Here is a 24,385-nt window from a genome sequence, read left to right on the forward strand (position 1 = left end):
GTTGATCTCCACCAGTGCTTTTGTCCTCTTCGGATTAACGTGCATAATTTATTAAAATATATCCTGAATTTCACCAACTATTTTTCAGTACATTACCTCAATTTTCATATTAAAAACTTTCTTTCCAGCTTTTAATCAGTTCAGAAAACTTGTGATTTCCGAAAGTTTTATTTCTTATTTTCCCCACAGAAAATATCCCTTTTTCATCTGAAATCAGTAAAATTTCTTCGGCTTTCTGAGACTCAAACGCGATGATCTCGTGTTCCTGTATGTCTGCAAGATTATTTTTATGCAAAAACGTTACAAAATTTTCCATAAGCGGCGAAATGTAAGCTCCTTCTGTCTGTTTCGGAATTTTGATCACATCGCCTTCCAAAAACAAAAGATTCCCGAAAGTTGTACGTGCAATTCTTTTATTCGGGTTTAAAAGGATAACGTCATCAAGGTCATTTTCCTGTGCGTAAATCCCTCCGTAAATATTTTCCGGACTGTGAACCCTTATATTGCTTAAAAGATTGTTATTAACGTTTATTTCCTTAATCAGATCCAGTTCAAGATTTCTTTCGTGCAGCGATAATACATCTTCAGTCTCGGTAATCTCATAAAAATAGGAAACTGAGGATTTAGACAAAGTAATTCCGCCTGAATTTCTGAAAACCTGAAAATTTATGATTGCATTCTGAATATTTTTCCCTTCAATAACTTCTTTCTGAAATAATGTCTGAAAAAATTCAAGTGTGTAGGTTAATGGAATATTCAGCCTCATTTTTCTCATGGAAGCCATCAGGAAGAAATAGCATTCTTCATCCATGATTAATTTTCCGTTTCTGATAAAAAAAGAAACCTTCACTGCATCGCCCAAAAGAAAGGCTCTGTTCTTCACGTTGATTTCGTCTGATGTAAAATATTGATTTTCCAATGTAATCTGATTTGTTTATAAAAAAATAATGAACGATAAATCGTTCATCAGTTTTATTATTCGGCATTGCCTACATTTATTTAGGCAGCTCCTAATTTAATTCTAAGATTTTCGATAAGATTTTCCCAATACATTGCATTTTCTTCCTCATCGCCTTCTTCGCAGAAATCTGTAATATTAAGAGACAGGTCTTCCGTAATATCATCAATGGTGATCGTCATTTCAAAGAAATTTTTGGTTCCTTCGTCTTCTTCCCATCTGAAACGCACAAAACCTTCAGGCTTATATCTGATTAAAGTAGCCTTCTCAGAAGGACCTCCACCCCAACTGAAAAAGAAATCATCACCTTTCTCTGTTACCTCATCTGCAAACCATTCAGACAACCCCTCTGCAGTTGCCAGATATTCGTACAATATCTCTGATAAACAATGCATTGGAAATTCGTAATGGACTTTATGTTTAGCCATATAATCTTTGTTTTAATCGTCCCGCAATATATAAATTAATTTTTTTATTACACAAAAATGTGTTTATTTTTTTACATAATCTTCATGATATTTGTCAGAGATTTTTAAATACGTGTTTAATTATTCTTTTAACATAATACTTCTGTTTTGTGGTATCAAAAAAACTCGTCGAATGAAGAGCCTGGTTTTATTAATTTTCATTCAGGACGTCAAGAATAACTTTGCATCCTTCTTCTATTTCTTCCTTTGAAATGGTAAGCGGCGGAGAGATTCTCAGATATTCATTTCTGTAAAGCTGCCAGAAAACAATGAGGCCTTTTTCCATACATCTTTTGGCTACGTCTAAAGTATATTCGGGAGATCCGAGATTTACAGCCAGCATGAGACCTTTTCCGTTAATATTTTTTATTTTGGGATGAACCAGAAGGCTTCTGTATAATTTCTCTTTTTCTTCCACTTCATTCATCAGACCGCTTTCCAGAACTTCTTTTAAAGTTGCATAACTGGAAGCTGCGATAAGCGGATTTCCTCCAAAGGTCGTAATATGACCTAATTTCGGAGAATGAGACAGTGTTTCCATAATTTTGCGCGAACTCATAAAAGCACCAACAGGAACTCCTCCTCCCATTCCTTTTCCCATAACAAGAATATCCGGAACAATGCCGAAATGTTCAAAAGAAAAAAGTTTTCCCGTTCTTCCGAATCCCGGCTGAATTTCATCCAGAATTAATAACGCGCCGACTTCTTCACATCTCTTTTTTAGTTTAATTAAATAATCATCATTAGGAACTAAAAATCCGGCTGCTCCCTGAATGGTTTCTAAAATAACGCAGGCCGTTTTCTCGGTAATTTTATCGAAATCTTTTTCGTTGTTAAATTCAATGAAGGAAACCATTGGCAATAACGGACGAAATTCTCTCTTATGAAATTCGTTTCCTGATACACTTAGCGCACCGTGTGTATTTCCGTGGTAAGAATTTTTAAAAGAAACAATCTCTTCTCTTCCGGTATATCTTTTTGCCAGTTTCAGACTTCCGTCGATCGCTTCTGCGCCGCTGTTTACCAGATAAGTAATTTCTAACGGATCAGGAGTAGCTTCCGCCAATAATTTACATAAAGCGACCGGCTTTTCTTGGGCATATTCTCCATAAACCATCACGTGAAGGTATTTTTCTGCCTGCTCTTTTATTGCATCTACCACTTTTGGATGAGAATGTCCTAAAGTATTGGCAGAAACTCCCGCCACAAAATCCAGATATCTTCTTCCGTCTTTACCATAAATATAACTTCCTTCCGCCTTCTCTACTTCAAAACCAGCCGCAAACTTTGTCGTCTGAGCCTGATATATAAAAAAATCCTTTTGCATTTCCATTGTTCCAAAATTTTAGCAAAACTATAAAAGATTCGGCAAACACCGAAATGAAACGGACAGAATAAAAAAATTGCCCGCAGAAAACTGCGGGCAATACCACCAAATCACAAAATATTAATATAGTTTCATATATTCTTAGGTAAATATATAGAAAAAAAACAATTAAAATACACATTCAATAAAAAATATTTACATTCAGTAGCAACATCGCAAATCAATTCAACAAACCATGAAAATTTATTAATTGAAAAACCGAATAGTCATGAGGCTTTCCGCTTCACAGATTTTTGAATAAAACACTTTAAAAAAGTTTATTTTTTTTAAAGAAAATATGATCTACCGACTTGTTTCAGGGAGTTTTATAAAAATAAATCACCATTTTAAATGAATAAAATGGTGACTATTTATATTTTTCGGCTTTTTAGCTTAAAAAAAATACGAATTATCTTCTTACACGTTTCGGCTTTTTCGCTTCTTCTTTGGCTTTAGCTTTTTCTACTGCTTCCTGAGCTTTATTATAAAGTGTATTGTCGGCTTCGTATTTCACTTCCTCATAATTCGGTGTATCCACGAGGATATCCCGCCATTTGAGAATCCGGTCTTTGGTATTCCAGTTGAAATCCGGAAACTTCCGCCTTTCGGGTTCTATCATACTCATAGGATAGGTATCTGATGCCGCTCCGATATTACAGGCAACAACATACAACATTTTTTCCTCAAAAATAGCATCAATAATACCGCAGGAAGTAAGAGAAATCCCGATTCTTTCCTTTTCCTTCGTCTGCTCGTTTTCATCATCGGAGTAGGTAATTGCCTGAGCATTTCCGATTACTTTTGCTTCTTTGATATTGTTATCTTCTCCGTAATAAACCGTCATGAGTTTACCTTTCACCTGATTGAATTCGTCTTTCATATTCAGGGAATCTACTTTGCTGATGGCAAAAGCATTTCCGAGAACCTTCAGAGAATCTATATTTTCTTTTTGGGTATTGAAATAGGCTTCAACTTTATCTCCGGTTACCTGTTTTCCGTTGCTCCAAAGGATTGGATTGGTATACATGTGAAGAACTCCGTCCGTTTCATTGAAAGCGATGGAATCTGCTCTTCCCTGTGCATTGGATTTGTAAAAACGACCTTTCTTATACGCCCTAAGAAAACTTTTCTTCACCTTAATATCTTCAGGATCCGGTTTTTGAAAAGAAATAATTTTTTCTGCCGCAAAGTACATCGAATCTTTTTCCAGAGCTTTTACTGCATACGGATTTTTGGTCATCATGGCAGAATCTTTCTTTTCGTAAATTTCTCCGTAACCGCCTTTTATAAATCTTCTTTCGTTCGGATCATCCAGCGTTACATTTCCTGTCGCTTTTCCGAATCCGGACAACTGGTTGTAATACATTTCATCTCCGGTAAGAATTTTATCGTTATAATATACTCTGGAGTTTTTGTATAAGAAAGCTTCCTTCGTATTCGTATTGTAATTTCCTTTATCGGTAACGATTCGGTTTTTAGGATTTTTCTTGTTGATGATTGTTGTCGGCCCGTTGATGTTTACAATGTTCGTATTCTGGTTCTGAACCACATTATCTCCTTCCAGAATGTACTGGGCATCTTCTATTTTCACTCTTCCCGAAAGATCAATCGTTCTGGTTGTAAGAAAATAGGTTGCTGTTTTGGAATACGTTGTACTTTTTCCGTCGTTAATGGTTCCTCCGGTATTGTAATATGCCTGATTGGAAAGTCTGTCGTAATACATGGTTTCCGTTTTTATCACCGTTCCTTTCGGATCGGTAAGAACTACATTTTTTCGGGCAATTCCTTTTTGTGTATTTCCGTCATACTCCATTTCATCGGCTGTAATTACTGAACCATCGGCGTTCTGCAGTTTTACATTCCCGATTGCTTTAATGAAATTCTGTTCTTCATACACAATCACAAGATCCGCATTCAGCAAAGAACCCTGATGCGAAAACTGTACATTTCCCACGAAGTAATTATTCCCGTCGTATTTATCATCCTTTCTTAATTCATCGGAATGGATGTGCTTCACTTTTTCAGCAGGCGGAGCATTCTTTTTGGGAGTGGTATTGGTAAAATAAGGATCTTTTTGCAGAGGTTTCGGCTGATCCTGTGCAAATAGAAATGTTGAAACAGAAACTAAAAGTAAAACAAATAGCCTCATGAATTGATTAATCATTCTTCGTGCCATAAAAATACAGCGAATGGGAATCAATTTTTACGCCAAATGCCTGTTCAATTGCTTCTTTAATCCCTTGAATTCTCGGATCACAAAACTCGATGATCTCTTCAATTTCCTTATCTGAATCTTTTTTGTACACGACTAAATGATCGTGCTGTTTATCAAAATAAGATTTTTCGTAAGAGGAAGAAGTGAGTGTTTTTTCTCCGAACTGATGCTTACGGATGAGTCCTGCATCAAGGAAAATTTCAATTGTATTGTAAATTGTTGCTTTGGAAACGTGGTATTTTTTCTGCAACATTAAAAGGTACAGATCATCCACATTGAAGTGGTGATCCATACCGTATATTTCTTCGAGTATTGTATATCGTTCAGGAGTGTTTCGGAAACCTTTTTCCAATAAATAGTTTCTTAAAACATCCTTTATCAGCGCAATATTTTTTTCTTTTTGTATCGTATCCATCAAAAAATTTATCTACAAATTTATTGATTTTTATTTAAATAAATATTGTCATACTGTGTTAAAGAATTTAACCTTTGTGGCGGATAAATTCGCACTGCTCGATTTTGGATTTTCCAACGCAGTCTTCAGTCATAGGCGCAGATTCTACCACAACGTTGTGGGAAGTGATTCCCCATGCTTTAAAGTCATCGCTTCCGATATATTTCACGAAATTGTAAATGTTAAGGATGATTTTCTCTTTAACCGTAAGAAGAATATCGTTGATATAGGTATTGTCTATAATCACGTATTTCAGATCCGGCGGAATATTATGCGCTCTTAATGACGGATGGCTGCTTCTTGAAGGAATTGTTCCGTCTGCCATTAAATCTCTGAGAACCATATCGAAATAATCGTTAATTCTTCGGTCTATCTTAAATCCTAACATGAAGTTAATCTTATAGATCGTTCCCGGAAGAACTTCATCTACCGCATATTTAAAAGTATATGGATCTTCCTGATTGGTAATGCTTAAGATAAAATAATGATCGGCTCTTTTCGGCTGCTTTTTGATGATTGAATAAATAATCTTCGATTCGATCTCATCATTTCTCTTCGCACGGCTTAAGTATGCCAAGTTAGTTGCATATTTAGGAATCGTTTCATCAAGCTTCATATCTTTAATGATCGGAATATAGGTCTCAAGCTTAATAAATTTGATGAATTTTGTTTTAATAGATCTTCCGTTGTACCATGCATACATACAGATTCCTATAGATCCAGCCAATACGACTGTAATCCATCCTCCTTCCATGAATTTGATTACGTTTGCACTAAAGAAACCTAATTCGATTGCCATATAAACAAACGCAAAAACAAGGATTAAAACTTTGTTTACTCTATGTTTCAACAGCCAGTATACCAAAAGAATCGTGGTCATCAACATGGTTACCGTAATGGATAAACCGTAAGCTGCTTCCATTTTCCCTGATTCTCTGAAGTGAAGAACCACCACAATACAGAACAATAAAAGCCCCCAGTTAATTCTTGGGATGTACATTTGTCCTTTTACCCCAGAAGGATAATCAATTTTCTGGTTAGGCCATAAATTTAACGACATTGCCTCTGAGAAAATGGTAAATGATCCTGTTATCAAAGCCTGACTGGCAATAATTGCAGCCGCTGTAGCCAGAATAACTCCCGGAACCACCATCCATTCTTCCATGATACCGAAGAAAGGATTCACTACCGAAAAGCCGGGTTTACCGTTATTGGTTAAAAGCCATGCTCCCTGTCCCAAATAATTTAAGATCAGCATTACTTTTACAAATGCCCAGCTTACCCGGATATTTTTGGCACCGCAGTGTCCTAAGTCGGAATAAAGCGCTTCCGCTCCGGTTGTACAAAGGAAAACAGCTCCCAAAATTACAATCGCGCTCGGAGAGTTGGCAATAAGCTTGTACGCATAGTAAGGATTGAAAGATCTTAAAATTTCAAGATTTTCGCTTAAATGAGACAATCCTAAACCTCCTAAAACCAGAAACCAGATCACCATTACCGGTCCGAAGAACTTCCCGATAAAGCTTGTTCCAAACTGCTGAACCACGAAAATAACAATCAGAATCGCGATCGTGATAGGAACAACCGGAGTATCCGGATTATAAATTTCAAGACCTTCGATCGCAGACATTACCGTAAGCGAAGGAGTGATTACCCCATCTGCAATAAGCGCAGCCGCTCCTACAATAGCAATAAGATACAGCCAGCCTTTTTTAAGATTTTTTACCAGAGAAAAAAGTGCTAAAATACCCCCTTCTCCTTTGTTGTCTGCTCTAAGAGCAATGATTACATATTTAATTGTCGTCTGAAGAGTAAGCGTCCAGATAATACAGGACAACGCCCCTTCGATGTACTCATTGAAAGGCATCGTACTTCCTTCTCCTCTTGCGTTAACAATCGCTTTCATTACATAAAGCGGTGAAGTACCGATATCTCCGAAAACAATTCCGAGAGACACTAAAATTCCAATGAAAGAAAGCTTTTTTATGTCAAAATGATGACCGCCTTCTGTAACTTCTGCCATACCAGCTAATTTAATTTTTAAACGCGCAAATTTAAGCCAAATTTACATCCCCATGAATTTTTCTTCATGAATATAATAAATGAAAAAACTTCCTTTCGGAAGTTTTTCTCTATAATCGTGTAATTACTTAACGTACATTGCTTTTTTAATCTCTTCTTTCACTCTTTCAAGTTTCGGGAACCACTCTGCAAATAAAGCCGCAGAGTAAGGAGCAGGAGCATCAGGAGTTGTAATTCTCTTGATCGGAGCATCCAGATAATCGAATGCTTTCTGCTGAACCATATAGGTAATTTCAGACGCTACAGAACCAAATGGCCACGCTTCTTCCAAAACAACCAGTCTGTTTGTCTTTTTAACGGATGCCAAAACAGTATCATAATCCAACGGACGAACGGTTCTAAGATCGATAACTTCTACAGAAATACCTTCTTTAGCCAAATCTTCAGCAGCCTGAATAGCCAGCTTCATGATTTTTCCGAAAGAAACCAACGTTACATCAGAACCTTCTCTTTTGATATCTGCTTTCCCGATAGGTAAGTAGTATTCTTCTTCAGGAATTTCCATTTTGTCTCCGTACATCTGCTCAGATTCCATGAAAATTACCGGATCATTATCCTGAATCGCTGTTTTCAATAATCCTTTCGCATCATAAGGGTTTGAAGGAACGACTACTTTTAATCCCGGACAGTTGGCATACCAGCTTTCGAAAGCCTGAGAGTGTGTTGCTCCCAACTGACCTGCAGAAGCTGTAGGACCACGGAAAACGATCGGGCAGTTCCACTGTCCTCCACTCATCTGACGGATTTTTGCAGCATTATTGATAATCTGATCAATCCCCACCAAAGAGAAATTGAAAGTCATAAATTCTACAATCGGTCTGTTACCATTCATTGCAGCTCCCACAGAAATCCCTGCGAAACCAAGCTCAGCAATTGGTGTATCGATTACTCTTTTAGCACCAAATTCATCCAGCATTCCTTTTGAAGCCTTATATGCACCGTTATATTCTGCAACTTCCTCCCCCATTAAATAGATGGATTCGTCTTTACGCATTTCCTCGCTCATTGCCTGTGCAATTACCTCACGAAAAGTATATTCTGCCATATTTATTTGAAAAATTTAGAGTACAAAAGTAGTGTTTTTTTATTATTTACATAACAAAAACGACATTTCATTTAATGAAATGCCGCTTATTAATTTTTATTTAATCCGGTTAATTAACTTTCTGCCAGGTCTGTGATCTTCCGATGAAAGATAAGCCAATATATCCTCTCACATTCAGGTTATCGCCGCTTCTTGTGATCGTACACTTATACGTTTTTCCTGTTTTAGGATCTGTAATGGTACCTCCAGTAAATTCATCACCGTCTTTTTTAAGACCTCTGATGATTTCCATTCCCTGAATAGGCTTGTTTTTTCTGTCGTCTTTACATGCCGTACAGTTCGGATTAGCCGGTTTTATCAGTAACTGAGTGATCTTCCCGAAGTACTGATCTCCTTTTTTATAGATCTCAACAATAGATTTTGCCTGTTTTGTTTCATCATCTATGGTTTTCCATTTTCCTTCAATCTGTGCAAAAGACATTACTCCAACTAATGAAAGCGCGAAGGTTAATAATAATTTTCTCATATTTCTTATAGTTTTAATTTCAATAAAATAATTTCGTTGTCTATCTATTGCTAAAAGTATAAATTTATTTTAAAATAACAAAAAATTTTATTATCCTACACATAGATTGCAATAGATATACCAAACAACATAAATAAAAATTATTAAAAATAAAATTGAAAAATCAGCTTAATGATTTAATTCTGAAAGCTTTACTATTTCAAAATTACAGATGCTGTTTTACTGCATTTTTCTGTTAATTACCCTGTCCATATAATCCTGATACCACGCTTTTGCGATCTGTTTTCCTTTTTGTGCTTCCGGATTGGATTTCAACTGATCCATCATATTTTTTTCTAATCCTAGATCTGACTGATTAAAAATTCCTACAATTTCTTTTCCATCAAAACGGTAAATATAATTTCCGATGATAAACTGCTCCACTGTTCCGTCTGAATTGGCAATAATCGGCGAATACTGTCTGTCACTCACAAGACTTCTTCCCCAACTTCTGATTTTTTTATGGTAACCGATTAAATCTGCAAGCGTAGGATAAATATCAATCTGCTGTGCCAGTTCAGGATTTATGCCTTTTAAATTGTACGCAGGATTTGGGGAATAAAAGATTAAAGGCACTGCGAAACGATTCATTGTTTTATCGTATTCGGGATAATAAATTTCGTTGGTATGATCTCCTGTAAAAACAAAGATGGTATTATTGAACCACGCTTGTTTTTTAGCCGTTTCGAAATACTTTTTGATGGCATAATCGGTATATTGAATTGGTTCATGCATCTGAATTTTTCCTTTTTTAAACTTCCCGTTGTATTTCTCAGGAATTTTAAAAGGATGATGTGAAGATGCCGTGAAGACTGTTGCCATGAAAGGCTGCTTTTTTCCTACATTTTTCGCAAAATACTGTAAAAAAGGTTCATCCCAGATTGCCCATATTCCGTCGAAATCTTTATCGTTATTGTATTCTGTCTTTCCAAAATAGTGTTTGAAGCCTAAGATGTTTCCAAAGCCCAAAAATCCCATGGAACCATTCGGAGCGCCGTGATAGAAAGAAGTATCGTATCCCATTTCGTTGCAGACAGAAACAATGGACTGGATTTTCTGGTTGGAATAGGGCGAACTTGTAAAAGCGTCGGTTAAACTCGGAATTCCGGCAAGAACGGAACTCATCCCGTGAATCGACTGTCTTCCGTTAGCAAAAGTGTTCGGAAAAATAAGACTTTGTCCCGCCAAACTGTCGATAAACGGAGTGTAAGAAACGTAATCTTTGATATTTTTGCCTTTATTGAATGCTCCTGAATATTCTCTTCCGAAGGATTCTACAATAAAAATAACGATATTTGGTTTTTCTGCGACTTCTCTGTTATATTCTTTATAAGGATGGATATTCTGATCGATAAATTTCTCATCTACAAAATGAACTTCCTTAAAATTATTCGTATTTAAAGTTCGGAAAAAGGAAAATGTACTGTTCAAAACCACATTTCCCTGCGCCGGAATTTTTACGAAACGATTGGCATCTACCAGATTGATCGGTCTTGTGCTGTGTTTAAAGTCTCCACGGATTCCGCCAACAGCCAAAACAGCCGTTATGCAAAGCGTTATCACAGACCACACAAAATACGGAACCAGTTTTTCCGGCTTGTTTTCCTGAACTTTTACTTTTTTATAAAGAAAAATCCAAAGGATCATCAAACCTATAAATCCGATCAAAACAAAAGGATTCTGAGCAACGGAAGTTGTAAAAACCTTAAAAATATTGCTTTCGTGCTGCGCAACTTGCAACGCGGCAGAAGTAAGTCTCATCTGTGAAAATCTGAAATAGACCATATCTCCGAAATTCATTGCATAGGCAATTCCGTTGGTGATAAAATACAGCCAGAAAAGAAATTTCTGGTAGCTTTTTTTAGTATTGATGATGACCGGAATGATGCTCAGAAGAATAAAAAGGACATTTACATATAAAATCGCCGTTGTATCGAACGCAATCCCATGAAAAGACAGACTGAAATAATCTGAAACAGAATCGATTTTTATTAAGTCTTTATTAAAGTACCAGAATAAAAATCTTGCGATCTGATAGAAAAAATAGGCTAAAAAAATTCTGTACAAAAGCACCAGAACTTCCTGTTTTCTAAATTCTTTAAACAATTTCATGCTGCAAATTTACATTAAATTCGAATTAATTTAACAATATCTCCCTGCAACAGCTTATCAATCCACAATAATTGATGCATCGTTTAATTAACGCTTTGTTACTTTAATTTATTAATTTTGTGCCTATGAATTTTATTAAAAATAATCTTGCCAATGCCATTACCTTAGGAAATCTGCTTTCCGGATGTATCGGCGCCATTCATCTTATTTCAGGAGATTATCAGACGACTGCGGTTTGCATCGTACTTTCTCTGATTCTGGATTTCTTTGATGGTTTTACGGCAAGAGCGTTAAAGGCAAATTCCAATCTTGGGACACAACTGGATTCTTTGGCCGATATGGTGAGTTTCGGACTGGTTCCGGGACTGACGATGTTTAAAATGCTTGAACCCTTTGGAACGGATCTTTTTGGGATTACTTTACCGTTTGAAATTCAATATTTCGGATTGCTGATTACATTATTTTCCTGTTTAAGACTGGCAATTTTTAATCTGGATGAAGATCAGAAATATTATTTTAAAGGATTGAATACGCCGAGTAATACGATTCTGATTTTTGGATTATTTTACGCTTTTAAAGAAAATCAAAGCTTTGAATTTCTCCTGAATAATGAATTTGCATTAATTGTTTTAACCATAATTTCTTCCTGGCTTTTGATCTCGCCGATAAAAATGATCGCGATGAAATTCAAATCGATGAAACTACAGGATAATTATCCGAAAATAGCTTTACTGGTCGGTTCTGTTATTATTTTAGCTATCTTTAAAACTATCGGAATCCCGATGGTGATTCTTTATTATATTTTAATCTCAATTATATTTCAAAAACAACTAAAATAAATTTATGTGTTGAATAATGGACGTTTAAATCCATTTTCAAATTAACACATTCTCAAATTTTCAAATTATAAAAAATGAATTTAAAACTACATAAACCGCTTTGCATTTTTGATCTGGAAACCACAGGAACGAACATAGGCAAAGACCGTATTGTTGAAATCTGTATTTTAAAAGTAAATCCTGATGCGTCAAGAGAAAGCAAAACATGGAGGGTAAATCCTGAAATGCCGATCCCGAAAGAATGCAGCGAAATTCACGGTATTTATGATGAAGACGTAAAAGATGCGCCAACCTTTAAAGAAATTGCTCCGAAAGTAATGGAAATGATTACGGGTGCGGATTTGGGAGGTTTCAATTCCAACAGATTCGATGTTCCATTATTAGCGGAAGAGCTGCTTCGTGCCGATTTTGATTTTGATTTGAACAAATTCAAACTGGTTGATGCACAGACCATTTTCTTTAAAAAGGAACCCCGAAATTTAGGCGCTGCCTATCAGTTTTATTGCGGAAAAACACTGGAAAACGCCCATTCTGCGGAAGCGGATGTTATGGCAACTTTCGAAGTTCTTGATGCTCAGGTCGGAAAATACGATGATGTACCGAACGAAATCGCAGAATTAAGCAATTTTTCGTCTCAGAACAAATTCGCAGATCTTGCCGGGATGATTCATTTCAACGAAAACGGACAGGAGATTTTTGCTTTCGGAAAATATAAGGGACAAACGGTAAAATCTGTTTTCCAGAAAGATCTGGGCTATTACGGATGGCTTCAGAACGCTGATTTTCCATTGTACACCAAAAAGGTTTTCACGAAAATCCAGTTATCAAGCAAGTTTTAAATAATGAGTGAGCTGGTTAAATTTAAATTTTACGAAACGGCGCTTCAGGCGAACCGGGACAAACAGATTCTGGCTGAAAGCGGCATCAATAGCTTTATTGCGAACGAACAACTGATTCAGTCGGATTGGCTGCTTTCTCAGGCAGTGGGCGGAATTCAGTTGCAGGTTTTTGAAGAGGATCTTGAAAAAGCAAATCAGGCATTGAAAGATTACAGGGAAAACGAAGAATTTTCTCTGGAAGTGGAACACACCATTGCAGATCCTGAATTTGATTTCGTTTGTCCGAAATGTGGTTCTAACCATATTTACAGAGACGACAGTGCAACCAGTTTTTTCGGAATTTCGATTTTAACGAGTCATAAATTTGTCTGTTATTATTGCGGGAACGAGTTTACGCATTAATGGTTTTAGAAAGTGACGTAATGTTTTTTTAACGCAATGATTGCAATATTTTTTTGAAGGTATTGTGGATATTTTCCATTCGCAAGGGCGCTTCACTCAGCTAATGAGCTGTATATTTGTACTCCTTATTTATATAACAAAGAGGATATTGAAAAAAAACAGTACAATTCCCCTTCTCCGGAGGGGTGGCGAAAATTCGAATGAATTTTTGACGGGGTGGTCTTTTAATATGATTGATAAGTGATGATTGATAAATGATGATTTATAATCGATGAGGAATAAATTTTCTTTTACAAATAAATATTATACATTGGAAAATTCATGATTAACTCGTAGAAATTAACCGTTTCACTTCTCATAGCCACGATTGCAGCGGCATCCTTTTGTGAAGCGAAGCGGAACAAAAGATACAGCGGAAAGCGGGAAAAAGCTCCTAAAAAAGAAAGGAAGATGGAGGATGGAAGTTTATTATCGTTGAAAATAAAAATTTATTAAATAATGTGAGACTGAGATTGCTTCGCCGCATTCGCTTCTCGCAAAGACAAAATAAAAGAGTATGAAAATAATCTGTATAGGAAGAAATTACAGTGAACACGCAAAAGAACTGGGCAACGAAATCCCGGAAAGACCCGTCATTTTTATGAAGCCGGACACAGCGGTTTTAAAAGGAAATGATTTTTACATTCCCGAATTTTCAGATGATGTGCATTACGAACTGGAAGTTGTTGTTAAGATTTCGAAAGGCGGAAAATACATCCAGAAAGAAACGGCACACAAACATTATGAGGAAATCGGGCTGGGAATTGATTTTACCGCAAGAGATCTTCAGAGTGAATTAAAATCCAAAGGATTGCCCTGGGAACTGGCGAAAGGTTTTGACGGTTCTGCAGTAGTGGGAAATTTCTTTAAAAAAGATAATTTTAATCTGGATTCCCTGAATTTTTCTTTACTGAAGAACAAGGAAAAGGTACAGGACGGAAATACGAAGGACATGATGTTCACCGTTGATGACATTATTGCTTTTGTGTCGCAGTATTTTACATTAAGAGTGGGAGATCTTATCTTCACAGGAACTCCGAAAGGCGTAGGAAAAGTGGAAGAAAATGATATTCTGGAAGCTTATCTTGAAGATGAAAAGGTTCTTGACATCCGAATATTATAAGTAATTTAACATAACTTTTGGCATAATTTTCCTATCTTTAGTAGACAAAATTAAAGGTTATGGTAAATATTGTATTACCCGTAGATTTTGGGGACAAGACAGAACAGCTTTTGGAAGGAGCTGTAAAATTTGCTAAGCAGGTAAACGGCAGAATTTATTTAATTCATGTGGCACCTTCGGATATCGGCTTTGCGATCGGAGATATGGGATTTCAGTATTTTCCAGAAGTAGAGGAAAACGAGATCCGGGAAGAACTTGTTCAGCTGAACAAAATTCAGCAGAGAATTCTGGCGCATGAGGTAGAATGCGAACATATTCTGAAACAGGGAATTGCAAAAGATATTATTCTGGAACACGCAGAAGATAAAAAAGCCGATTTCATCGTGATGGGATCTCACGGAAGAAGCGGAATTTATGATGTATTCGTGGGGAGCCTAACAAAAGGGATCACGAAGGATTCTAAAGTTCCTGTTCTGGTGCTTCCGATACATGACTAAAAAGTGAAAATTTTAATCGTTAATAAAAAAGCCGACCAAATAAAAATTTGATCGGCTTTTTACTATATAACCAATTAATTAACCTTCATTTTTGTAGATTTTCGGATCGTAGTAAGGGTTCTTACCTTCCGTTGGAGAATAGTAGTCTTTATCTTTATCACCTCCTAAAGTAACTACCAAAACGTAGCACCAGTAAGTGAATAGTACGCAACAAACGATAAACAGAATCCAGTTCAAAACATTACCGAAAGTATCAAAGAAACCGAAAGACCATTTGAAAACTTTGCTTAAGAATAGAAAGAAAGACGTCATTATTTTCCTTTTTTAAATTAACTTTGTACAAATTTATAAAAAATGTTTAAATTACTTTCAAAAGAAAGCAATATTTTTTCAATTCCTGTTTATATTGGTTTTCTTCTTTTAATAGTAATAACTTTTAATTTATTGAATTTCAACACTTATGAGGGGATTATTGCCGGGATTACTTTTCTGGGAATTGCTTTGGGATATTTCTGTTTTCACAGTATTGCACTCAATTATCAGACGCATCTCCCATTATTCTTATATACATTTTTTGTTTTCGGGCTGTATCCCGGAAATTTAGACATCGGAATTGCTGTCGCGCTGCTTACCAATTCTTTTCTTTTACTGCTTTTGACAAGTACCAATGAGGACATCCGAAAAAAATCTTATGTTCTGGTAGGCTCCATTGTTGCCCTCAATTTTATTTTTCTTCCGACAACATGGCCGATGGCGGTTTTTGTGATTATCCACGTAATTGCTACTTCCGAAAGAATCGGGCTGAATATTTTCAGGTTTTTACTGGGGATTGTTTTAATTGTTTTCAGTTATTTTTCAGTGATGTTTTTTATTGATTTTAAAAGCTGGAACATCGATTATTTTCCGTTCGGAAAGATGAAACCGGTGACAGATTATACAGAACTTCTGCCTTTGATCCCTGTAATTGGTATGCTGATCTATGCTGTGTACGACCATTTCAGAAATTACAATAAAAAAAGCCCGATAAGCAGGTACAAATATACTTTCCTGCTTGTTTTTTCAATGGCGCAGCTTATTACGATTATTCTTTACATGAATAAAAATTATGAATATTTACTTCTTCTTGCTTTTCCCTCTACTATTATCATCAGCAGAATGCTCAGATTTCTGCCGAAATACTGGATGCAGGAAGTCGGTTTGTGGATGCTTATTTTCAGTTTAATCGGTTTTAAAGCCGGAACTTATTTTAATTTATTTTAAAGATTATGATTCAGATAGACGATAAATTGATCTCCGAAGATATTTTTTCTGAAGAGTTTGTGTGTAACCTTTCTAAATGTAAAGGTGCGTGTTGTGTGGAAGGAGATGTAGGTGCTCCTTTGGATAAGGACGAACTGGAAATTTTAGATTCTATTTTTGAGAAAGTGAAGCCTTATCTTACCGAAGAAGGCATTAAATCCATCGAAAAGATCGGAACATGGACAACCGATCCGATGGACGGAATGTACGTAACACCAATGGTAGAAAACCGCGAATGTGCATACGTAACTTTTGATGAAAAAGGAATTACGAAATGTGGTATTGAAAAGGCATATGAAGATGGCGCAGTAGACTGGCAGAAGCCGATCTCATGCCATCTCTACCCAATCCGTATTAAAGAATATTCTACTTTCAAAGCACTAAACTATGATGTTTGGAAGATCTGCAGCGATGCCTGTACTTTAGGAAAAGAATTGCAGGTTCCCGTGTATAAATTCCTGAAAACACCTTTGATCCGAAAATATGGTGAAGAATTTTATGACGTTCTGAGCGAAGTGGCTGAAGAATGGAAGAAGGAGTACGGATCTTAATTGTTCTTTAAAATTCTCACTAAAAATACAACCGCAGGAATTAATTCTGCGGTTTTTTCTTTTTATTATCTTTATCGGATGGAAGAAGTATTGTTTTCATTTGCAGCTGGAGCTATTATTACCTTCGTTATTGTGATGATTATTTTGAGAATAAATCCCTTTGATTCCATAGTTACTTTTTTCAAACGCGAAAAGACAATTATGTTAAAAAAAGAATCCTTGAAAAATTACCAGTATAAGTTTGATGCATCTGTTTCCATTCATCCTAAGGAAATTTACGGAACACTTCCAAAGCATACTAAAAAGAAGTTTTCTGTGATGTATGAGCACACCTATGAAGAATTTGATAACATTTTCATTTTCAAATCCTTTAACGAAAAATGGGGAGCCTTAAAATTTGAAAACGGACAATATCATATTATTTCTGAAAATATTTATGACTCAACGGGTTTTTATGCTCAATACGGTCTTATTGAAGCAGTAATTTATCATGACAATACTTATTCCGGCAAAAAATCTCATCTCCTTTTTGATACAGAAGGCAGATTAGTGAAAAGACTGGAAAATTTTGATTACATCCGGTTTGATTTTTTCGGAAACATCATTACTTCAAAGAAAGGGTTGTATGGATTTTTAGACATCAATTTAGAGGAAAAATCTCCCTGTAAATATAACGGTTTAAGAGGAATCGGAAAAAATCTCTTTGTAGCAACAGAAAATAATAATTCAAGACATTTGATTATTAACGAAAAAGAAGAGATCATTTTTGAATGTAAATTTCCCATCAGTATTTATGACGAGGTCTACAAAAATAAAATAATTATCGAAGAAAATGACAAATACTATTCGCTAGATCTTCTGTCAAAAGAAAAAATGATTCTTCCCTACGACAAAATATATAAAATCCGAGGCTATGAAATAAATTCCAGAATTGCTCCGAGATATATTACCATCAAAGATTATATTGATAATGAAGAAAAATATGAATATTATCTCCTTCACTCCAACGCATTTGTAATGATTGAAGGAAAATATGGCGTGATTACGGGTGATGGAGAAGTCTGTATTCCGAATATTTATGATAAAATTGATTTTTTGAGTGAAAAGTATTTTAAAGTAGCTTTAGGAAAATTTTCTTTTGAAATTAATGAAGAAACTGATGATATACTTGCAAGTGGCGGAAAATGGGGAATTGCTGATATTGAAAACAATATAATTGTTCCTGTTCAATATACAGATATTGTGTACGGACATCACGAAAACCGATATTTTGCGTATGAAAATGGCATTATGGAAGGGCGTAATGACGATCATAACGGAGAGTATATGTGGTCTGTAAAAGATGGAAAAAGAATAGAACTTACTAATCTATAAAGCAAAACCGTTCTGTAAAATATACAGAACGGTTTTTAATTGAACTTTATTATATCGAAAATTATTTTGCTGCTCCGGCTTTTATAACTGCTGTTTCAGCTTTAGCTTCCTCTTTTTTGGCTTTTTCCCAGCCGTCTTCCGGCATCAGAGTTGCCACGATTCTGCCTTTTGTAAGATATTTCTTAGCTACATCCTGAAGGTCTTTTACGGTTAAAGCTTTTACTTTTTCCTGATAGTTAAGGATTTCATATTTATCGCTTCCGTCAAGCTGATTTTTGGTAAGCGCGTTCATCCAATACATATTGTCTTTCATATTGGTTTTATCATCATTATATTCCCCTTCCTTGTATTTATCAAGATCCTTTTGCTCTGGTCCTTTATCAATTAACTTCTGAAGCTCTGTAATCGCACTTTTCGTTAATTTCTCAGCATTTTCCGGTCCACAAGGGAAATTAATGCTGAAACTGTAATTACTGAACGGTACTTTGTACATTCCACCTCTTGCTCCGCCACCATAAATTCCGCTTTCATCTTCTCTCAGTTTTTCAATCACCTTAATGGTCGCCACTTCTCCAAGAGCCTCTAAAGCCAGTGCTTCTTTTTCGTTGTAAGGCGCTTCTCCGCTGTACGCAATGGTAACCATACTTTTAGGATCTTTTCCTTTTTTGTAAACCTTAGAATAATCTCCGGTTATCTGTCTGTATCCTGTATCTTTAAAAGTAGACGTTTTTCCGCTTGAAGGAAGACTTGCAATGTACTGTAACACTTCATTTTTAAATGTTGCCTCATCAATATTTCCTACAAAATAAAACTGGAAGTTTCCGGCATTGGAGAATTTCTCTTTATAAATATCGTACGCTTTTTTATAATCTGTATTTGCCCAGTCTTTCTCCATCGGGATAATTCCTACAAATCTCGGGTTTTTCTGATTCATGAATTTCGCATGCTCACTGGAGAAATAAAACTGAGGATTAGACAAAAGGTTATCCATCATCGCAGATTGTTTCGTTTTGTACGCATTAAATGCATCAGGATTGTAATTCAAACCAGTAAAATAAGCATACATCAGCTCCATTGCTGTTCCCAGATCTTTTCTGGTCGTTCTTCCGGAAACTCCTTCTGTTACATTTCCGATTGACGGATTTACGTTTACCTGCTTTCCTGCAAGATAATTGGTAAGGTCTGCTTTGGAGAAACCATTAACTCCGGCTTCTGATAAAGCAGGAAAAGCAAACTGGGTTTTAACAAAATCGGCATCATTAATTACTGAACTTCCTCCCAGACTTCTCGCTGCAAAAACAATTTCATCGTCTTTAAAATCTGTCTTTTTAAAGGTTACTTTTGCACCATTGCTCAGCGTCCATGTTGTGGTTCCTAATTTGGCATCGTTTTCCGTTTTAGCAATTGCACCTTCAGATTTGAAAGGTTTTACTAAATTTTTAATGGTAGCTTTTTCCTGATACGGTTTAAGATCTGCCATCTTCACTCCTTCAAAAGTATTCAGTACCATGGCTTCAGTCGGCATCTGAATGTTGTCTTTTTTAGGACCGGTGATTACCACTACCCTGCTGTCGTCTTTTACCAGTTTTTTAAAAACTTCATTGGTCTGAGCCAACGTTACAGAAGGTAAGAATTTTTTGGTGTCTTCATATTCCCATGCAATTCCCGGCATTGGTTCCTGCTCAAGGAAATTTCTTACATATTCGTCTACAAGAACGTCACTTTCCGTTTTATCTCTGTTGTTGTAGGTTCTTTCGATATTAGACATTACCTGAGCTTTAGCCCTGTCTAATTCTGTTTGTGTAAACCCGAATCTTTTCGCTCTTTCCGTTTCTTCCAGAAGAACTTTTAAAGCATTAAGCTGGTTTCCGTCTTTCACCATTGCCATTCCCTGAAAAGCTTCCTTGCTTCTTGCATAGGTTCCGCCGTGATAAACATAACCGTACGTAAAAGGAGGATTATTTGAGTTTACCAGCTCTCCTAATCTGTTATTCAGCATGGTTGAAGCAATCTGTTCTACAAGACTCTGGTTGTACTGTTCTACTGTAACATCCGGCTGGTAAGATTCAGAATCTTTCATGATGAACTGTACCATAGATCTTGTAGCATCCGGATCTGTTTCGATAGCCACCAAAGTTTCCTTATGGTTCGGAAGATCGAAGCTCTTTCTTTCTCTTGGTTTGGAAGGATTTTTATATTTGCTGAAATTATCTTTAATTTTCTTTTCAACTTCATCCACATTGATGTCTCCCACCACTACAATTGCCATCAGATCCGGTCTGTACCAGTCTTTATGAAACTGTCTGATAACATCCGGCTTGAAGTTTTCCAAAACGTCTTTTTTCCCGATCGGAAGTCTGTTGGCATACTGAGAGTTGTACAGTAATTTCGGAAGGTATTTATCCGACATTCTTTTGTCTGCTCCCAAACCAAGTCTTAATTCTTCCAGAACAACGCCTCTTTCTTTGTTGATCTGCTCATCAGAAAGTGTTGCATTGAATGCCCAGTCTTCCATCACTTTAAGACCTGCATCCAGATTTCCCGGCTTGTCTAAAGGAACAGGAAGCATATAAACCGTTTCGTCAAAGCTGGTGTAAGCGTTTAAATGCTGTCCGAATTTCACCCCGATAGACTGAAGAAAGTCGACAAGTTTATTATCCGGGAAATTTTTTGTTCCGTTGAAGTTCATGTGCTCCATGAAGTGAGCCAGACCTCTCTGGTTTTCATCCTCAAGGATAGATCCTGCATTAATTGCCAGTCTGAAATCTACTTTCTTCTCGGGTAATGTATTTTTTCTGATATAGTACTTCATCCCGTTCGGAAGAGTACCGGTCTTTACAGAAGGATCCATAGGAATATTCTGTGCAAATGCATTGGCAGACATCAGAACGACTACTGCAAGCGACGAAAACATTTTTTTCATAGTTGTTTCGATTATTAATTTTTATGGTTCAAAAATATAATTTATTCACTTAACGAGGAAATGTTCAAATTATTATTTAAAGTTAAATTTGAGTTAATTATCGTTAATATTTTTTAAGGAAAAAGATTTGAATTTCAGAAAATGAGAACAGCTTTAAAAGGGAAAATCCCAAGCCAAAGTAATGCAATCTTTTCTCATCAGTATGTTTTTGTGTTATAATGAGCAAAATTAAAAATTCACAATATAAAGAATCTATTTTTTTAGTTAAACTTTAGTTAAAAATATCATTTCAGCAAAAAAGCCGGGCAAAACCCGACTTTATTATGTTAAATAGCAATTATTTTACTTAAAATCCGCATCCGTAACTCCTGAATTAACTGTTACTTTTGTCGTTTTAATAGTCATGGTCTGTCCGCCACCCTGCGCTTCAATTAAAGAAGGGAATTTAATTCCGTCTACCGTTAAATAATCTTTTGTAAGCGCTGTTCCTTCTTTTGCATCCGCTTTATATAAAAGACCTGTAGAAGCATCGAAATAGAATTTTCCTTTATCGGAAGTTAATACATTATAATCTTTTCCGTCGATTTTTTCTGTGGTAGCATCCTTGAATTTTGTATAATCGTATCCTAACGCATCAATAATTTTTCCTTTCTTTAAATCTCCCAGTTTATCTGCCGGAATTTCGCTTTTGTTCCCCATCTGCTCCATATATCCTTTTTCACCGTCAAAATACTGAGAAGCCGCTTTCTGTCCCATAAAAAACTGTTCAGACTTGAATTTGTTGCCCAGTTTTTTTGTGGTCATCGTAATTTCTCCCGGAAGCGCAGCTCCCGAAATCGTATTTTCTATTACAATTGAATTTACAGCTTCAAGTTTATCTTTTCCTCCAAGTGCCGTAAGATATTTATCGATAACTTCTTTTGGAGTAAGTTTAGATTTTACAGCTTCCGTTTTAGCGGGAGCAGCAGTAGTTTTTTGTGCAGCTACCGAAGTGGAAAAAAGCACAGCGCAAAAAAACGGAATGATGATCTTTTTCATAAATAAAGTTTAATGTCGTAAATATAGGAATATTAAACAAATAAATGCAGATGTTTACTCAATAAAAAAACCACTGCAAAAACAGTGGTTTTCAAATATTTACAGTAAAATAAATTACTTTTTAAGCTCTTCTAAAAACTCGTCGTGAGAAATTACAGTTTCTTTTTTCGTTGCTTTTTCAAGGATTACATCCTTAAGCTTCGTCATCGCAACTTCAGAAGAAATCTGTCTTACCTGCTCCTGGTCTTTCAACATTTCAACGGCATATTTCTGGATCTCCTCATCTCCTAAGTGGTGGATTCCGTAGATAGCTAATTGATTTCTTACCAACTGTTCAGCCTGTCCTAAAACATCAGCATAGTCTAATTTAATGTCGTTATCCGTCATTAATTTACCTTCGATGATCTGATATTTCAACTGGTTTTTCTCAGATTCAAGGATTTCTTTTGCCTGCTCTTCAGACTGGATGTTCTGGTTAGAGAACATTAACCATTTTACAAGGAACGTTTCAGGAAGCTTTACTTCTTCTTTTTCAGAAACCTGCTCCAATACTTTATTCACAAAGTGAACATCAGCATTTTGCTGGAAGTACTCGTCTAATTCAGATTTTACTTTTTCTTTCAGTTCTTCTTCAGACTTGATGTTTCCTTCTCCGTATACTTTATCGAATAATTCCTGATTAAGTTCAGCTAAGTTAAGACCGTAGAAATCTTTTACTTTTACTTCCACTTCGTTGTGGTGTAAATGCTCAACTTCTTCTTTAGAGAATCCTAATTCTTTAGCCAGTTCTTCGTTTTCAGCAAGAGTTTCTTTAGAAACTTTTACAGAACCGTCCATTTTCAAAGATTTTACCAGTTTGAAAGCTTCTTTGTTTTCAGCAGTAATGGTAACGTTCTTTGGATGGTGGTGGTGCTCTCCTTCTGCATCTTCTTCCACAACCTGAGAAATTTCTAAAGCGATGTAAGAATCTTTATTGATTTTTTCTTGAGGAGCCTGCTCTGCGAAACGCTTCTGCATGTTCTCAATACTTTTGTTGATTTCTTTTTCAGAAGCCTCTACTTTGTAGTGAGGAGCTTCATATTTAGCCAGGTCAATAGTGAATTCAGGCTCAAATCCTACTTCAAAAGCAACTTCAAGCTGATCCGCATTGTAATCGAATTCGTTTACTGGCTGTGGAACCGGCTGACCAACTAATCTTAGTTTGTTTTCGTTTACGTAGTTGTTTAAAGCATCAGAAACCTGCTTGTTGATTTCTTCAAAAGCAATACCTGCTTCATATTGTTTTCTAACCATACTCAAAGGCACTTTCCCTTTTCTGAAACCAGGAACTTGCGCATTTTTAGCATAATTAATCAATTGCTTATCAACTTTTTCTTTATAGTCAGATTTTTCCAATGTCACTGTAAGCAATGCACTTACATCATCATGGTTTTTTGCAGTAACCTTCATTATTGATTAAAATTTTAGGTTGCAAAAATATGAAAATTTTATGAAAAAATATCAATTAAAATTAACTTAAAAAGCCAAATAGTGTTAAATAGAAAAACCACCGGAAAAATTCCGGTGGTTTTAGTAACAAGATTAAAGATATTAAAAGGTTATTTTAATTCGTGATGGTATAGTTTGCCTGTGCATCTGTTTCTCCTCCTACCTGCGTTCCGTAGATCACTCCGTTTCCGGTTGTCTGGGAATCTTCAGTTACACTTGCCGGTTCATGGTATAAAGTAAAGATTAGCTGGCTTGTTGCAGAAGGGTTTTTAACGGCTTTGTTTACTACCCATTCTGTTTTTAGTCCTACACGTTTTCCGTCTGCTCTTGTAGAAGAAGCATCGTCTGTACGCGTTAAAGTAATATCAGAATTCGGGAAATTGAAGATTAAAAAGTGCTCGTCTTTTGCATCCTTAATTTCTTGAGTGGCATCTTCATTTCCGTTTTTAAACTGTGCGGTTACCTGATAGGTTTTTCCGTCGGTTAATTTAATCGCCTGAGCTCCTCCCGCTCCCATGCTGTAATTGTACGTTTGGGTAGTTCCCGCCGCAACATCTTTCACATTCAAAATAATATTGGTAAGATCTTCCTGAGGCAGGTCGTCTTCTGCCGCAGATCCGTCTCTCTGACAGGAAACTACGGTGATGGCGATGAATAAAACAGCTAATAATTTGATGATATTTTTAGTATTGAATAATTTCATTTTTTT

The 24,385-nt window shown here is 36.0% G+C and carries 22 protein-coding genes; 8 read left to right on the top strand and 14 right to left on the bottom strand.

Features of this window, described 5'->3' with window-relative positions:
- Positions 1–109: 109 nt before the first annotated feature.
- The 9 genes from DD829_RS01620 to DD829_RS01660 form a co-directional block, all read right to left on the bottom strand.
- On the bottom strand, positions 110–919 hold the full coding sequence (locus tag DD829_RS01620; protein ID WP_108409708.1) for an aminotransferase class IV: 810 nt from the start codon (positions 917–919) through the stop codon (positions 110–112).
- Positions 920–999: 80 nt separating this feature from the next.
- Positions 1,000–1,386, bottom strand: coding sequence for an START-like domain-containing protein (locus DD829_RS01625; protein WP_076396089.1), 387 nt, complete (start codon positions 1,384–1,386; stop codon positions 1,000–1,002).
- A 190-nt stretch (positions 1,387–1,576) separates the two neighbouring features.
- Positions 1,577–2,752 (bottom strand): aspartate aminotransferase family protein, encoded by a 1,176-nt coding sequence (locus DD829_RS01630; protein ID WP_108409712.1) that lies wholly within the window; start codon positions 2,750–2,752, stop codon positions 1,577–1,579.
- 448 nt (positions 2,753–3,200) lie between these two features.
- Entirely contained in the window at positions 3,201–4,940 is a 1,740-nt protein-coding gene (locus DD829_RS01635; RefSeq protein WP_108409713.1) for an OstA-like protein, read from the bottom strand.
- Between the two features lie 7 nt (positions 4,941–4,947).
- Entirely contained in the window at positions 4,948–5,421 is a 474-nt protein-coding gene (locus tag DD829_RS01640; RefSeq protein ID WP_076396095.1) for a Fur family transcriptional regulator, read from the bottom strand.
- Positions 5,422–5,488: 67 nt separating this feature from the next.
- Positions 5,489–7,483, bottom strand: a complete 1,995-nt coding sequence (locus tag DD829_RS01645; protein WP_108409709.1) for a KUP/HAK/KT family potassium transporter — start codon at positions 7,481–7,483, stop codon at positions 5,489–5,491.
- A gap of 123 nt (positions 7,484–7,606) precedes the next feature.
- Positions 7,607–8,587, bottom strand: coding sequence for a pyruvate dehydrogenase complex E1 component subunit beta (locus tag DD829_RS01650; RefSeq protein ID WP_108409710.1), 981 nt, complete (start codon positions 8,585–8,587; stop codon positions 7,607–7,609).
- A gap of 109 nt (positions 8,588–8,696) precedes the next feature.
- Complete coding sequence (locus DD829_RS01655; protein WP_076396102.1) at positions 8,697–9,113, bottom strand: DUF2147 domain-containing protein; 417 nt, start codon at positions 9,111–9,113, stop codon at positions 8,697–8,699.
- A 219-nt stretch (positions 9,114–9,332) separates the two neighbouring features.
- Positions 9,333–11,264 (bottom strand): LTA synthase family protein, encoded by a 1,932-nt coding sequence (locus tag DD829_RS01660; RefSeq protein WP_108409711.1) that lies wholly within the window; start codon positions 11,262–11,264, stop codon positions 9,333–9,335.
- A gap of 125 nt (positions 11,265–11,389) precedes the next feature.
- Here DD829_RS01660 and DD829_RS01665 point away from each other — a divergent pair, with 125 nt between their 5' ends.
- From DD829_RS01665 to DD829_RS01685, 5 genes are all read left to right on the top strand, one after another.
- Positions 11,390–12,103 carry a CDP-alcohol phosphatidyltransferase family protein gene (locus DD829_RS01665; RefSeq protein WP_116547461.1) on the top strand — a complete coding sequence of 238 codons (714 nt, stop codon included), beginning with the start codon at positions 11,390–11,392 and terminating at the stop codon, positions 12,101–12,103.
- A 74-nt stretch (positions 12,104–12,177) separates the two neighbouring features.
- The gene (locus tag DD829_RS01670; RefSeq protein WP_108409994.1) at positions 12,178–12,942 is read left to right on the top strand and encodes a 3'-5' exonuclease; all 765 of its coding nucleotides are present in this window, start codon (positions 12,178–12,180) and stop codon (positions 12,940–12,942) included.
- 3 nt (positions 12,943–12,945) lie between these two features.
- On the top strand, positions 12,946–13,344 hold the full coding sequence (locus DD829_RS01675; protein ID WP_108409993.1) for a DUF2007 domain-containing protein: 399 nt from the start codon (positions 12,946–12,948) through the stop codon (positions 13,342–13,344).
- A gap of 556 nt (positions 13,345–13,900) precedes the next feature.
- Positions 13,901–14,506: a fumarylacetoacetate hydrolase family protein gene (locus tag DD829_RS01680; RefSeq protein WP_108409992.1), complete on the top strand. Its 606-nt coding sequence runs from the start codon at positions 13,901–13,903 to the stop codon at positions 14,504–14,506.
- A 59-nt stretch (positions 14,507–14,565) separates the two neighbouring features.
- Positions 14,566–15,003 carry a universal stress protein gene (locus tag DD829_RS01685; RefSeq protein ID WP_108409991.1) on the top strand — a complete coding sequence of 146 codons (438 nt, stop codon included), beginning with the start codon at positions 14,566–14,568 and terminating at the stop codon, positions 15,001–15,003.
- A 78-nt stretch (positions 15,004–15,081) separates the two neighbouring features.
- Here the strand turns inward: DD829_RS01685 and DD829_RS01690 are convergent, their stop codons facing one another.
- The gene (locus DD829_RS01690; protein WP_076390982.1) at positions 15,082–15,315 is read right to left on the bottom strand and encodes a DUF6341 family protein; all 234 of its coding nucleotides are present in this window, start codon (positions 15,313–15,315) and stop codon (positions 15,082–15,084) included.
- Positions 15,316–15,357: 42 nt separating this feature from the next.
- Between DD829_RS01690 and DD829_RS01695 the strand changes: the two genes are divergently transcribed.
- The 3 genes from DD829_RS01695 to DD829_RS01705 all read left to right on the top strand — a co-directional run bounded on the left by DD829_RS01695 (position 15,358) and on the right by DD829_RS01705 (position 18,227).
- A complete protein-coding gene (locus tag DD829_RS01695; RefSeq protein WP_116547462.1) occupies positions 15,358–16,263 on the top strand; it encodes a DUF6427 family protein in 906 nt (301 codons plus the stop codon).
- Between the two features lie 5 nt (positions 16,264–16,268).
- Positions 16,269–16,853, top strand: a complete 585-nt coding sequence (locus DD829_RS01700; RefSeq protein ID WP_108409666.1) for a DUF3109 family protein — start codon at positions 16,269–16,271, stop codon at positions 16,851–16,853.
- Positions 16,854–17,072: 219 nt separating this feature from the next.
- Complete coding sequence (locus tag DD829_RS01705; protein ID WP_123906780.1) at positions 17,073–18,227, top strand: WG repeat-containing protein; 1,155 nt, start codon at positions 17,073–17,075, stop codon at positions 18,225–18,227.
- A 61-nt stretch (positions 18,228–18,288) separates the two neighbouring features.
- On the opposite strand, the gene DD829_RS01710 is transcribed toward DD829_RS01705, so the two are convergent.
- From DD829_RS01710 to DD829_RS01725, 4 genes are all read right to left on the bottom strand, one after another.
- Complete coding sequence (locus DD829_RS01710; protein WP_108411443.1) at positions 18,289–21,150, bottom strand: M16 family metallopeptidase; 2,862 nt, start codon at positions 21,148–21,150, stop codon at positions 18,289–18,291.
- A gap of 342 nt (positions 21,151–21,492) precedes the next feature.
- The gene (locus DD829_RS01715) at positions 21,493–22,188 is read right to left on the bottom strand and encodes a hypothetical protein (protein WP_116547464.1); all 696 of its coding nucleotides are present in this window, start codon (positions 22,186–22,188) and stop codon (positions 21,493–21,495) included.
- Between the two features lie 114 nt (positions 22,189–22,302).
- The gene (locus DD829_RS01720; protein ID WP_108410455.1) at positions 22,303–23,637 is read right to left on the bottom strand and encodes a trigger factor; all 1,335 of its coding nucleotides are present in this window, start codon (positions 23,635–23,637) and stop codon (positions 22,303–22,305) included.
- Between the two features lie 154 nt (positions 23,638–23,791).
- On the bottom strand, positions 23,792–24,379 hold the full coding sequence (locus DD829_RS01725) for a hypothetical protein (protein ID WP_076390976.1): 588 nt from the start codon (positions 24,377–24,379) through the stop codon (positions 23,792–23,794).
- Positions 24,380–24,385: the final 6 nt, after the last annotated feature.

The organism is Chryseobacterium sp. HMWF035, from assembly GCF_003094695.1.
Lineage (GTDB): Bacteria > Bacteroidota > Bacteroidia > Flavobacteriales > Weeksellaceae > Chryseobacterium > Chryseobacterium gambrini.

Excerpts from the sequence above, each read along its gene's own strand:
- DD829_RS01710 (WP_108411443.1), bottom strand. The coding sequence starts at position 21,150 with ATGAAAAAAATGTTTTCGTCGCTTGCAGTAGTCGTTCTGATGTCTGCC.
- DD829_RS01655 (WP_076396102.1), bottom strand. The coding sequence starts at position 9,113 with ATGAGAAAATTATTATTAACCTTCGCGCTTTCATTAGTTGGAGTAATG.
- DD829_RS01715 (WP_116547464.1), bottom strand. The coding sequence starts at position 22,188 with ATGAAAAAGATCATCATTCCGTTTTTTTGCGCTGTGCTTTTTTCCACT.
- DD829_RS01660 (WP_108409711.1), bottom strand. The coding sequence starts at position 11,264 with ATGAAATTGTTTAAAGAATTTAGAAAACAGGAAGTTCTGGTGCTTTTG.
- DD829_RS01695 (WP_116547462.1), top strand. The coding sequence starts at position 15,358 with ATGTTTAAATTACTTTCAAAAGAAAGCAATATTTTTTCAATTCCTGTT.
- DD829_RS01640 (WP_076396095.1), bottom strand. The coding sequence starts at position 5,421 with ATGGATACGATACAAAAAGAAAAAAATATTGCGCTGATAAAGGATGTT.
- DD829_RS01720 (WP_108410455.1), bottom strand. The coding sequence starts at position 23,637 with ATGAAGGTTACTGCAAAAAACCATGATGATGTAAGTGCATTGCTTACA.
- DD829_RS01675 (WP_108409993.1), top strand. The coding sequence starts at position 12,946 with ATGAGTGAGCTGGTTAAATTTAAATTTTACGAAACGGCGCTTCAGGCG.
- DD829_RS01625 (WP_076396089.1), bottom strand. The coding sequence starts at position 1,386 with ATGGCTAAACATAAAGTCCATTACGAATTTCCAATGCATTGTTTATCA.
- DD829_RS01700 (WP_108409666.1), top strand. The coding sequence starts at position 16,269 with ATGATTCAGATAGACGATAAATTGATCTCCGAAGATATTTTTTCTGAA.
- DD829_RS01725 (WP_076390976.1), bottom strand. The coding sequence starts at position 24,379 with ATGAAATTATTCAATACTAAAAATATCATCAAATTATTAGCTGTTTTA.
- DD829_RS01650 (WP_108409710.1), bottom strand. The coding sequence starts at position 8,587 with ATGGCAGAATATACTTTTCGTGAGGTAATTGCACAGGCAATGAGCGAG.
- DD829_RS01665 (WP_116547461.1), top strand. The coding sequence starts at position 11,390 with ATGAATTTTATTAAAAATAATCTTGCCAATGCCATTACCTTAGGAAAT.
- DD829_RS01685 (WP_108409991.1), top strand. The coding sequence starts at position 14,566 with ATGGTAAATATTGTATTACCCGTAGATTTTGGGGACAAGACAGAACAG.
- DD829_RS01670 (WP_108409994.1), top strand. The coding sequence starts at position 12,178 with ATGAATTTAAAACTACATAAACCGCTTTGCATTTTTGATCTGGAAACC.
- DD829_RS01645 (WP_108409709.1), bottom strand. The coding sequence starts at position 7,483 with ATGGCAGAAGTTACAGAAGGCGGTCATCATTTTGACATAAAAAAGCTT.
- DD829_RS01635 (WP_108409713.1), bottom strand. The coding sequence starts at position 4,940 with ATGAGGCTATTTGTTTTACTTTTAGTTTCTGTTTCAACATTTCTATTT.
- DD829_RS01630 (WP_108409712.1), bottom strand. The coding sequence starts at position 2,752 with ATGCAAAAGGATTTTTTTATATATCAGGCTCAGACGACAAAGTTTGCG.
- DD829_RS01690 (WP_076390982.1), bottom strand. The coding sequence starts at position 15,315 with ATGACGTCTTTCTTTCTATTCTTAAGCAAAGTTTTCAAATGGTCTTTC.
- DD829_RS01680 (WP_108409992.1), top strand. The coding sequence starts at position 13,901 with ATGAAAATAATCTGTATAGGAAGAAATTACAGTGAACACGCAAAAGAA.